Origin of the sequence: Actinomadura sp. GC306 (genome assembly GCF_004348665.1) — a bacterium.
Classification (GTDB): Bacteria; Actinomycetota; Actinomycetes; order Streptosporangiales; family Streptosporangiaceae; genus Spirillospora.
Window position 1 is genome coordinate 1 of record NZ_SMKM01000213.1, and the last position, 11869, is coordinate 11869.

Annotated in this window: 8 protein-coding genes and 1 pseudogene; 3 read left to right on the forward strand and 6 right to left on the reverse strand. The window is 71.0% G+C overall.

Features of this window, described 5'->3' with window-relative positions:
- From E1200_RS24600 to glf, 6 genes are all read right to left on the reverse strand, one after another.
- Positions 1-1570 (reverse strand): hypothetical protein (locus E1200_RS24600; protein WP_243708813.1); only part of this gene is annotated, 1570 nt, incomplete at its 3' end.
- 302 nt (positions 1571-1872) lie between these two features.
- Positions 1873-3387: a sulfatase gene (locus E1200_RS24605; protein WP_131954448.1), complete on the reverse strand. Its 1515-nt coding sequence runs from the start codon at positions 3385-3387 to the stop codon at positions 1873-1875.
- 230 nt (positions 3388-3617) lie between these two features.
- A complete protein-coding gene (locus E1200_RS24610; RefSeq protein ID WP_131954449.1) occupies positions 3618-4511 on the reverse strand; it encodes an ABC transporter ATP-binding protein in 894 nt (297 codons plus the stop codon).
- Positions 4511-5392, reverse strand: coding sequence for an ABC transporter permease (locus E1200_RS24615; protein ID WP_243708814.1), 882 nt, complete (start codon positions 5390-5392; stop codon positions 4511-4513). The genes E1200_RS24610 and E1200_RS24615 overlap by 1 nt, the downstream gene beginning before the upstream one ends.
- A complete protein-coding gene (locus E1200_RS24620) occupies positions 5389-7590 on the reverse strand; it encodes a glycosyltransferase (protein ID WP_243708815.1) in 2202 nt (733 codons plus the stop codon). Before E1200_RS24620 ends, E1200_RS24615 begins: the two co-directional genes overlap by 4 nt.
- Positions 7587-8765: a UDP-galactopyranose mutase gene (gene glf / locus E1200_RS24625; RefSeq protein WP_131954451.1), complete on the reverse strand. Its 1179-nt coding sequence runs from the start codon at positions 8763-8765 to the stop codon at positions 7587-7589. Before glf ends, E1200_RS24620 begins: the two co-directional genes overlap by 4 nt.
- A 245-nt stretch (positions 8766-9010) precedes the next feature.
- Between glf and E1200_RS24630 the strand changes: the two genes are divergently transcribed.
- From E1200_RS24630 to E1200_RS24640, 3 genes and pseudogenes are all read left to right on the forward strand, one after another.
- Positions 9011-10318, forward strand: a complete 1308-nt coding sequence (locus E1200_RS24630; protein WP_131954452.1) for a hypothetical protein — start codon at positions 9011-9013, stop codon at positions 10316-10318.
- Positions 10315-11319: a glycosyltransferase gene (locus tag E1200_RS24635; RefSeq protein WP_131954453.1), complete on the forward strand. Its 1005-nt coding sequence runs from the start codon at positions 10315-10317 to the stop codon at positions 11317-11319. The genes E1200_RS24630 and E1200_RS24635 overlap by 4 nt, the downstream gene beginning before the upstream one ends.
- Before the next feature lie 36 nt (positions 11320-11355).
- Positions 11356-11869: pseudogene (locus E1200_RS24640) on the forward strand (hypothetical protein); the annotation flags it as partial.

The window sequence follows — 11869 nt, forward strand, 5'->3', positions numbered from 1 at the left end:
GCGGGGACCAGACCGGGTCCGTCAGGCCGTCGCCTCGGGGGCGGGCGTAGGCGACCGTGCTGGCGTAGGTTTCGCCGGCGACGTCGAAAAGGGTTTCGCCGGCGGAGTCGGTGATCTCGGCGACCAGGAGCGGCTGGTCGGCGCCGATGTGTTCGGCGGCTACGCGGGCGTCCTCCGGGTTGCCCAGGCGCATGAAGCCCACGGCGGCGTGGCCGCGGCGGCCCAGGCGTTCGCGGACGTGGTGGGGAATCGACCGGTACATCAGGACGAGGCCCGTGCCGGTGGCCTCGCAGGCGTCTATTAGGCGGTCTAGGACGTCGCCGCGGAGTTTCTCGGAGCCACAGAGGAAGAGGGTGTGGTCCCAGCGGCCGCCCGGCGGGGATTCTCTGATTCTGTGGGTCAGCGCCGTTGTCACGTAGGTGCCGAGGATTCGGTTGGTGAGGACGCCGGCTCGGCGGTCCATTGAGACGACGTGCAGGCGGGATGGGGGGAGGCGGACTGGTTCGGTTGCCAGTTTTTCGAGTTTGCGGAGTTGTGCTTCCAGGGCCCAGGCGCGGCGGACGACGATGCGGTCGGTGGCGTCGCGGCCGAAGAGGGTGGCGATGCGCTCGACCTGCTCGTCGGTGAGGAGGCCGCGGCGGAGGTCGTCGCGGGGGTCGCCTACCTGGGCGAGGACGCGCAGGGCCGCGGTGATCCGGGGGATGGTCGTCTCGGGGCCCAGGACCTCGATCAGTCTTTCCAGGATCGAGTTGTCGAAGGAGAGGTCCCGGGTGCCGCCCTCCTCCTCGCCGGCGCTGACGACGAGGGAGAGCACGTCGGCGAGGGCCTCCGGGCTCAGGCCGCGGGTGAGGTCCAGGCGGGGCAGGTCGGCGGGCAGGACCCAGACGAGGGGGTCGTCGCCGCGGTCGGCGGCGAGGCGCAGGAGGTCGTGTGCGACGGCGCCCTCGGACAGGTCGATGACGGTGAGGCGGGCGCCAACGGCGAGGCGGGCCGCGCCCATGGTGGTGACTGCGGCGGACCAGCCCGCGAGGGTGCCGCCGACGACGTCCACCCGGTCGACGCCCGGCGGGACGGCGACCGGGTACCACTCGCGTTGGCTTTCGTACGCCGACTGGCGGCGTTCCCACTCCGACCGCGCCTTGGCGTACGCCTTCTCGGCTGCGTCGCGTGCGCGGTCGGCCTCGGCCCGTCTGCGTTCCTCTACTTGTTGCTGGTGGGCGATTCTCTCGCGGACGGCCCGTTCGTCCCGCCACAGCGAGCCGCCGGTGATGGCGATGATGACCGCGCAGGCCAGGATCGCCACGCCCGCGAAGGCCCACGGGAGGACGCCCGCGGCGCCGCAGAGGAGGAAGAGCGCGACGCCGCCCAGGCCGCCGCCGACCACGATCCGCAGCGGCAGCGCCGCCATGTGCTCGCCCGGCCGCCGCGCCGGCGGGGACGCCGGGCCGGGTTCGGGAGGTTCGGGGCGTTCAGGGGGCGGCCCCGGGTCGGGGTGTACCTGCGCGTAACGCCAGCCCACATAGACGCGGTCGGCCTGTGTGAGCCGCGCCATCGCGGACCCGCTCGCCATGTCCGTCACGTCGAGAGACCCCTGGAGTCGCGGGAATGAATGGAACGCCTGGGGGTTGCCTGGTTGGTTTCCTACACCGCCCAGGGTAAAGACCTCGCCGCGTTCCCGCGCCACGTTCGACGGAACAGATCCCCGCGTCCTGGGTCTAGCCCGTCAATTCGGTCACCGAGTCCACCTGCGGTAAAGATCGGACACTCCCGTTCCGGCCCGTGACCGCATCCGGCCACCTCCGTCCGGCGTGTCCGGCGTGGGACGACCCCGTTCGACGGCTGACCACTGGGTTGTGAAGCGCGACCCAGTCCTCAGAGGTCGCGGCAGTCGGCCCCCGCGCAAGTGCGGTACGAGTGGACCAGCGACTCCAGCTCGGCCTTCCGCGCCTCAGGGGCCTCCGCCCACATGTTCACCAGCTCCCAAGGATCTCTGGCGAGGTCGTAGTACTCGCGGTCGCCGTTCTCGTACTCGACGTACAGCTCGTTCGCGGTACGGACGGCGTCGTAGGTCGGGGGGTCCCCTCCGTACTTCTTCGGCTGGTCCGGGTCGTCCTCGCTGTAGTACTTCGGGCCGAGATGCTCGACGAAGGCTGTCGTCCGCCAGCTCGGCACCTTCCGTCCGTGCAGCAGCGGCGCGAGGGACCGCCCGTCCGCCGCCTCGGACGGCTTGACCCCCGCGAGCTCCTCGAACGTCGGGCAGATGTCGGTGTTCTGCGCGAACCGGCCCTCGGTCCTCCCGGCGGGCACCCCGGGGCCTGCGACGATCAGCGGAACCCGGATGTCGGTGTCGTAGGCGGTCAGCTTGCCCTCGACGAGGCGATGCTGCCCCAGGTGATAGCCGTTGTCGGAGTTGAACACGAAGTAGGTGTCCTCTCCTTTGCCTTTGGCGTTCACCGCGGCCTCAAGGGCGCCGATCATCCGGTCGATGGACTGGACCGACCTCACCCGCTGGCGGAACGCCTTGTCGACGGCGCGGATCTTCGGCGGCCGCAGCCGGGGGTAGCCGCGCAGCCAGCCGGGCTTGTCGGAGATGTCCGGCTCGTTGAATCCGGGCGTCCGTGGTGCCCGGAGCCGGCCGAACTTGCGGGCGTCCTCCGGTGCGGGCGTCGCCGGGGCGTGCGGCGTGAACGTCGACATCTGCAGCAGGAAGGGCTGCCCGTCGTCGGCGGCGCGGTTGATGAAGTCGACGCCCTTGGCGCTGATCACCGTGGTCAGGTAGTCCTGGGGCGACCGCCCGTGGTACGTGAGAGTGCCGTTGCCGTTCAGCTGGTAGTTGTAGTTCGCGTAGCCCAGCCCGGTGACCTGCCATTCCGTCCAGCCGGGCGGCACGTACGTCCGGGCGGAGCCCTGCCGCTTCACGGTCTCGTAGCCGTTGAGGTACTTGCCCATGAGCGCGGTGCGGTAGCCGGCCTTCTGCAGGGACGCGGCGAAGGTGTGCTGCTCGTTCCCCCGGTCGCGGAAGACCTTGAATCCGCCCTTGGGCGGGTCGTTGCTGCGAACCCCCGTGTTGTGCGGGTACTTGCCGGTCAGAATCGTGGCCCGTGAAGGGCAGCACAGTGTGTCGGAGACGAAGTAGTTCGAGAACGTCATGCCGCGCTTCTGCAGCCGCTTCACGTTCGGCATGTAGTCGACCAGGTCCCACGACAGGTCGTCGGTAAGGATGTAGACGATGTTGGGCCGCGGCTTCTTCGCGGTGGGCGACACCTGCCCGTCCTTGCCGCTCTCGCCGTCGTCCCCGGCGCATCCGGTCAGCACCAGCGCGGCCGCGAGGAGTACCGCGAGAAGCGGAGCGGCAGGCCGTCGTCGTCGCGGCTTGGCGCCGAGCATCACATCCCCTTCGGACCGGTGGCATGTCGATCAGCGATACGTCCCGCACCGGACGTGTCGATCAAGACCTGAGCGACGTTGATCAGGCTAAGGCACCGCGACGGGCCCGGGAGCGTCGCCGGTGCCCTGGCGCGCGCGGTCGTGCCGGGCGGCGGTCCGGAACGTGCGGGACGCCGGAGACGCGGGCCGGAGGGCCGGTCGGTGGTGAACCGGAAGCACCGGCTCGGGACTCATCGGCCCACCTCGGCCGCCCTTGCCGGACCGGCCGGGTCGCCCGGGACGCCCCGCGTCCGGCCGGCCCCGGCACGGCGGTGTTCCCGCCGCTTCTCCAGCAGGAGGTCGGCGGCGGTGTCGATGTCGCCGTCCCACACCACGCGGCCGTCCTGCAGGAAGACCCCGCGGGTGCAGAGCCGCCGGAGCAGCGCGGCGTCATGCGCGACGATCACCATGGTGCGGCCGCTCGCGCGGTAGTCGTGGAGGCGCTGGATGCACTTGCGGCGGAACAGCGGGTCCCCGACCGCCAGGACCTCGTCGATGAGGAAGACGTCGGGGTCGGTGTGCACGGCGATGGAGAACGCCAGCCGCATGAACATCCCGGACGAGTAGAACCGGACGGGCTGGTCGAGGAACCGCCCGATGTCCGCGAACTCCACGATCGAGTCGAACTTGCGGAGCGTCTCGGCGCGGTCCATGCCGAGGATGGCCCCGTTCAGGAAGACGTTCTCCCGCCCGGTGAGGTCGGGGTGCAGGCCCGCGCCCACCTCGATCAGCCCGGCGACGCGTCCGCGCACCAGCACCGAGCCCTCGTCCGGCGGCAGCACCCCGGAAATGATCTTCAGGAGCGTGCTCTTGCCGGAGCCGTTCACGCCCACCAGCGCCACGGCTTCGCCTACGCCGATGGTCACCGAGACGTCGTCCAGTGCGGTGAAACGGTCCCGCAGCCTCTCCCCGCGAAGCGCCCGCACGGTCATGTTCTTGATCGAGCGGGCATGCCGCAGTGTGAACCGCTTGGTGACCGCGTCGACGACGACGGCCCGAGGCGCGCCGTCCGCGTGTGGCGCGCCGTCCGCGCGTGGCGCCTTGTCCGCGCGAGATGCGCCGTCCGCGTGTGGCGTCCCGTCCATCAGAGTTCCTCCGCGAAACGGCGCTGGAGCCGGGAGAAGACGAACTGGCCCGCCCCGAGCAGCAGCACCGCCAGTACCAGCAGGACGAGGGCGTCGCGGGTGAGATGGGCCGGGAACTCGAACGTACCGTCGGTCGTTGGCCACCAGAAGGCCCGTTCGAAGAGCATGACCCCCACGGCCATGGGATTGGCCAGGTAGAGGTCCAGCGCCCACGCGGGCAGCGTGTCGCGCACCATCGTCCACGGGTAGATCATCGGCACCGACCAGGTGACGAACAGCGTCGTGATGTCGACGACCTTGTCCGTGTCGCGGTAGAAGACGTGCAGCGCCGAGCAGATCAGCCCGAGTCCCATGCCGAGGACGGCGACGAGCGTGAACCCCAGCAGCGCCGAACCGATCGCCGCGGCCGAGGGAGTCCACCCCCAGGCCACCGCGACCGTCAGCACGATCGCCACTCCGGGCAGCAGGTGCACGCAGGACACCAGCAGCGACGCGGCCGGGAACAGCTCGCGCGGCAGGTACACCTTCCGGACGAGCGGGGCGTTCCCCACCACCGAATGGGTGGTGTTGATGAGGGTTTCGTTGAAGAACGAGACCAGCACCAGGGCGGAGAACATGAAGATCGGGAAATGCTCGATGTGCTCGCTCATCCCGAGGAAGATCCCGGCCACGAAGAAGAAGACGGCGAAATGCGCGGCCGGCCGCACGTACGACCAGCCGAGGCCGAGCAGCGACCCCTGGTAGCGGGCGCGCAGCTCCCGCCGCACGATGAGCTTCAGCAGGTAGCGGCGCCGGAAGACCTCGCCGAGTCCGCCGCCGCTTCCGGGCTCCACGAGCCCCGGATCATGCGGGCCCGCCGGGGCCTCCGGGGCCTCCGTCACCGCCGTTTCGCCTTCTCGAAGGTCTCCACCCATTCCTCCTGGGAGGTCAGGGCGGGCATGGCCTCCCGGTAGCGCGCGCTCAGCGACGCCCACTCCTTGCCGAGGCGGGCGTGCAGCGCCGACGCGCGGCGGATCAGCGACCAGAACCGCTGCGGATCGCGCTGGTACCACGAGACCTTCGTGCCGTCCGCGGAGGAGACCAGGGCGCTGTTGAACTTGGTCAGCAGCCACCAGGTCTGGTCGACGTGCGGAACGAGGGCCTCGGGGTGCGTCTTCGGGAACGATCCGACCGGCTTGACCTGCCGGGCGGCGCCGAGCAGCGCCGTCTGGAACATCGCTCGCCGGTTCTTCGGCGGGACGACGTCGCGTCCCTTGCGGGGCGGCTTGCGCTGCCGGACCGCGGGGAACTCGTCCAGGTCCGACTTGGCCTGCGCGTCCACGAACCCGGCCCGCAGTTCCCGCAGCTCACCCATCTTCGTAAGGATCGAGGGGTGCAGGTCCTCCGGGCCCTTGAGGGCGTCCTCGATCGCCAGCAGCATCAGCTCGGCCGTGGAGTACTGCATGGCCAACGCGTGCTTGATGGTGATGAAGAGGCTCTCCTTGAGCATGTTGCCGCCGCGCTCGTAGGGCGAGTACAGCAGCGCGGTGACGACCCTGTTCCGCTCGGTGAAGTACGCCTGCCAGTCGGTCATGACGTCCTTGGAGTGCCAGGGGACATGCCATACCGCGGCACCCGGCAGCGAGACGGTCGGGAATCCTGCCGCCTTGGCGCGGAGCCCGTACTCGATGTCGTCCCACTTGATGAAGAACGGCAGCGAGAGCCCGATCTTCCGGATGACCTCGACCGGGATCAGGCACATCCACCAGGCGTTGTACTCGACGTCCGCTCGGCGGTGCAGCCACGGGGTGTGGCGGAGCGGGTGGGCGGCGAGGTCGTGCGACAGCTCGGTGTGCGGGGCCGGGACCATCCACCAGCGGTACCGGGCGATGGACTCGCCGAACACGTGCAGGACGGAGCGGTTGTACAGGTCGAGCATGTGACCGCCGACGAGCACCGGGCCGCGCGCCAGATCGGCGAAGGTCACCGCGCGCAGGATGCCCTCCGGTTCCAGGATGACGTCGTCGTCCAGAAGCAGCGCGTACGTGCTCCGCCCCGACTCGACGGTCTCGTGCATGACCCGGGAGAAGCCGCCGGAGCCGCCGAGGTTCGCCTGGTCGATGACGCGCAGCCGGTCCCCGAGCGCCTCCGCCGCCGCCGCGAAGTCGGGGTGGTCCTCGACGCGGTCGGTGCCCTGGTCGACGACCAGGATCTCGTCGACGACGTCCAGCACGTCGCCCGCCGCGGCGAGCGCGGTGAGCTGCTCGACGCAGAACTTCGGCCGGTTGAAGGTGGTGATGCCGAGGGTCGCCGTGCCCTGCTCGGTCCGCTCCGTGACCGCGCACCACTCGGCGCTGTCGAGCACTGCGGTGCGGCCGTCGGCGACGATGTCGAACCAGTACCAGCCGCCGTCGATAAACGGTGCGAGCGGCAGGTCGACGCTCTTCTCCACGGATGAGTCGGAGTCGACGTGCAGCGACTTGATCCGTTCCAGGTGGCCTTTGCCCGTGGAGCGGTAGATGAGGATCGTCGCCTCGCCCCGGACCCGGACGCGCAGCCGGACGTCCTCGACCGTGCTCCAGCGGCGCCAGTACCCGGCGGGGAACGCGTTGAAGTAACTGCAGAACGACACTCGCGTGCCGGACGGCACGACGAGGCTGCGCCGGCCGACGATCTCCGCGCTGTCGTCCTGCGACGCGGGTCGGAACGCCGCCGCCGCGCGGGCCGCGTCACCGTCCTGCTCGGCGAGCACCCGCTCGGCGGCGCTCTTGAGATCGGCGGTACGGCGGCCGAACACCGCGTTCCCGTCCACGTACAGCTTCAGGACGTCGAAGTCGCGCTCGCCGGGCATTACGACCCGGTGCAGAACGCGCAGTCCCTCGGCCGGAGCTGCCGGACGCGGCGCGCGTTCCGCGACCGCATGATCGTCCGTGGGGTTGCCGTCGCGCACGGACTCACCGGCGCGCTTCTCCGCCCGCTCGTTCGCGGTCGGCTCCGCCGGCACGGGATCCGGCAGCGCCGGATCGGGCGCCGTACCTCGGCTCGGGTCTGGGGACGCGGGCTCCGGGGGGAGCTCTGGCTGGGCCGCCCGCTCGGTCATCGGTCAACTCCTCCGCTGATCAGCCGCTCGCCCCGTTCGAAGTGGGGCCGCAGCCGGTTGTCGACCATGTTCAGGGCGCTGGCGATCGCCATGTGCATGTCGAGGTACTTGTAGGTGCCGAGGCGCCCGCCGAACAGGACGCCGTCCTCCCGGCCCGCCATCTCGCGGTAGCGCAGCAGGCGCGCCCGGTCCTCGGCGGTGTTGATCGGGTAGTACGGTTCGTCGCCGCGTTCGGCGAACCGCGAGAACTCGCGCATGATCACCGTCCGGTCGTCGGGGTAGTGCCGCCGCTCGGGGTGGAAGTGCCGGAACTCGTGGATGCGGGTGTACGGGACGTCCTCGTCGGCATAGTTCATCACCGCGGTCCCCTGGAAGTCACCCGTCGGCTCGACGGCCATCTCGAAGTCGAGCGTCCGCCAGCCCAGCTCGCCCTCCGCGTAGCCGAAGTAGCGGTCGAGCGGCCCGGTGTACACGACGGGCACCCGTCCGGCGAACTCGTCGCGCAGGTCGAAGAAGTCGGTGTCCAGACTGACCTCGATCTTCGGATGGTCGGCCATCCGCTCCAGCCACGCGGTGTAGCCGTCGACCGGGAGCCCCTCATGGGTGTCGCTGAAGTACCGGTTGTCGAAGGTGTACCGCACCGGCAGCCGGGTGATGATCTCCGCGGGGAGGTCGAGCGGATCGGTCTGCCACTGCTTCGCCGTGTAGCCGCGGATGAACGCCTCGTACAAGGGCCGGCCGATGAGCGAGACCGCCTTCTCCTCCAGATTGCCCGGCTCGTGTCCGGCGCCGATCTCCGCGGCCTGCTCGGCGATCAGCGCGCGGGCCTGGTCCGGGGTGAAGGCCCTGCCGAAGAACTCGCAGATCGTGCCGAGGTTGATGGGCAGCGAGTAGATGCGGTTCTTGAAGGTCGAGTAGACGCGGTGCTGGTATCCGGTGAACCGCGTGAACCGGTTGGCGTACTCCCACACGCGCTCGTTGGACGTGTGGAAGAGGTGCGCGCCGTAGCGATGGATCTCGATGCCGGTCTCGGGCTCGTCCTCGCTGTAGGCGTTGCCGCCGATGTGGTCGCGCCGGTCCAGGACCAGGACCCGCAGGCCCAGATCCGCGGCGCAGCGCTCGGCGACGGTGAGTCCGAAGAAGCCGGCGCCCACCACTACAAGATCAACGTTCACGGTCCATCTTCCTGCGACGCCCCCGCCGCGTCGTAGGCGCGCCCCTTCCGCGATTCGCGGGACACGCGGTCGCCGCGAAAGGATCGACTGAGGATCGACACCGGGCCGACAATGCTGCGCGGGCCAACATACCGAGCCAGTCGGTCGCAATGTGGAGAATGGCCCTGGTTGGTCGGTTGTACTCTTCCGGTGATCCAGAACGGCGCCTCGCGCGTCCACACCGTGACCGGCAGAGGAGTCACCTGGTGGCAGTGGTGTCCGGCGGCCCCCCGCCTACCGTGTACCTCCACATCGGCGCGCCCAAGAGCGGCACGACATTTCTGCAGGGCCTGCTCTGGAAGAACGCGGAGGCGCTCTCCGAAGCGGGCGTGTTCCTGCCCGGAGGCTCCTTCGGCGCGCAGGTACGGGCGACCCGCGACCTCCGCGGGCTGGAACCGGAGCCGGACGAGCCCGGGCCCGGCTGGGACGGGTCCTGGGACCTCCTGGCCGGCGAGGTCAAGGCGTCCCGCCACCGCGTGGCCGTGTTCTCACACGAAGTCCTGTGCGCCGTGGACGCCGAGGGCGCCGAGCGGGCGGTGCGCTCCCTGGCCCCCTGCGAGGTCCACATCGTCTACTCGGCCCGCGCGCTGCACGGGCTTCTGCCCTCGGAGTGGCAGGAGTACGTGAAGCACCGGTTCCATTACGACTTCGAGCACTGGCTGCGCGAAGTCATCGACGGGCCTCGCGACGCCGGTGCAGCGGAGTGGTTCTGGCGCGTGCACGACATCCCCGAGGTGCTCGGACGCTGGGCCCCGCACGTCCCGCCCGAGCGCGTCCACGTGCTGACCATGCCCGGTCCGGGGGCGCCGCGTGAGCGGCTCTGGGAGCGTTTCGCCGGGCTGGTGGGCGTGGATCCGGCCGTGGCCGACCCGGCGGGGGCTCGCGCCAACGCGTCGCTGAGCTGGACGGAGACCGAACTGCTCCGGAAGGTCAACGGCGCCGTCGACGAGGACGCCCCCATGTGGCTGTACCACCGGCTGGTCACCGACCTGCTCGCACTCCAGGTGCTCCCCGGCCTGGGCGAGCCCGGCCGGGTGCCGCTGCCGCCCGGCCGACACGGCTGGGCGGCGGACAAGGCCCGTGAGCTGACCGCGGCGATTCGCTCCGCCGGGTACCACGTGGTCGGCGACCTGTCCGAGCTGCTGACCGCGGAGCCGCTCGGGGCGGAGGAGCCCGCCACCCCGCCCGCGGACGCCGAACTGCTGGACGCGGCCGCCCACACCATCGTCGGTCTCCTCGACCGTGTCTCGGCGCTCCGGCGGGAGGTGGGCAAGCTGCGCAACGAGCAGCGGGAGCAGCGCGAGACGGCGCTGCCGAAGTTGATGGCCCGCCGCCTCAGCGAGCGCAACGAAACCGTCTGGAGGCTGCGAGTGGGGTACTGGCATCTCGTCGAGCGGCTGAAGGGCATCGAAGTGCCGCCGGAACCCGCCCCGGAAGCGCAGGGCGAGACGGCGGGCGAGACGGCGGGAAGGCCGCCGCGCCCCGTCCTGTCCCCCCGGGCCCCCACGCGATGAGCTCCGGCAGCGCGGGCGTGCGGGTCGTCGCCGTCGTCGTCACCTACAACCGCCGCGAACTCCTCACGGAGGCGCTGGACGCGCTCGCCGCCCAGACCAGGCCGCCGGACGAGCTGATCGTCGTGGACAACGCCTCCACCGACGGCACCGCCGCCCTGGTCCGCGACCGGTACCCGGACGTCGACCTGCTCGAACTGGCCACGAACACCGGCGGCGCCGGCGGCTTCGCGGCGGGGATCGCCCACGCGCTGCGGACCGCCCCGGTCGACGGCGGCCCGGTCGACGGCGGCCCGGTGCACGGCGGCCCGGTGCACGGCGGCCCGGACGAGCGGCCGACCTTGATCTGGCTGATGGACGACGACACCGTGCCCGAACCCGGCGCACTCGCCGCGCTGCTGGACGCGCGGGAGCGGGCGCCCGGGGACCCCGTCCTGGTCGCCAGCCGAGTCGTGTGGACCGATGGCCGCGATCACCCGATGAACACCCCCCGCGTGAAGCCCGGGGCCTCCCGGGCCGAGCTTGCGGCGGCGGCCGAGGCCGGATGCGTCCCCATCCGGTCGGCGTCGTTCGTGTCCGTGCTCATCGACGCGGCCGCCGTGCTGGAACGCGGGCTGCCCGTGGCCGACTACTTCCTCTGGAACGACGACTTCGAGTTCACCACGCGACTGCTCCGCGGGCGGACCGGTCTGCACTGCCCCGCGAGCGTCGTCGTCCACAAGACCGGGACGTTCGGCGGCACCGACGCCGACCCCGGCGACCGCTTCTACTACGAGGTGCGCAACAAGCTCTGGCTGTTCACGCGCAGTCGCGGCCTGGCGCCCGCCGAGCGTGTCCTCTACGCCGGCTCGACAGTCCGCCGCTGGGCGCGGACCTACGCCCGTTCCCGTGACAGGGCCGTGCTGCGGCGCGGGCTGAGGGCCGGCGTCCGCGACGGCCTGCGCCGCCGTCCCCGCCCGACCGAGGACGTCATTTCGGCGGCGATGCGTCGATATGATCCCTGACGACGCAGCCACCGCAGGGCCAAGGGGAGCGCAGGCGTGACTCCGAACGGGACGCCGGACGACGAGCACAAGGACGAGTCGCCCGAAGAGGGCTCGTCGGCACTGCACCTGCCGGAGCCGCCTCCACCGCCGCAGTGGCTCAACGAGGTCGACGACCAGGCCGGTCAGCCGGAAGCCGCAGGTGAGGGCGACCGGGACGACCGGGACGACAACGGCACTGGTGAGGACCGGACCCAGGTCTTCCGGCGGGAGGCGCCCGGGGCGGAACGGCCGACCGGGCAACCTCAGCAGCCCGGCACCATCGCCGACCTCACCATGAGCGACTTCTCGCGCGCCTCGATTCCCGGTCCCCCCGGAGCCGGTGACCGGGAGGTCGAGCCTGCGGAGGGCGAAGGTCAGGACCGTACCCGCGCGGTAGGCCCCCCGGAAGGAGCCGCGCAGCCGGACGCCCACCTTCCGCCGCCTCCGCCGCCGTTCCCCTGGGCCCAGCAGATCCCAGGCGCTCCGCCGGCCGCGCAAGCTCCGCCACCGCCTCCGGTGGGCACTCCAC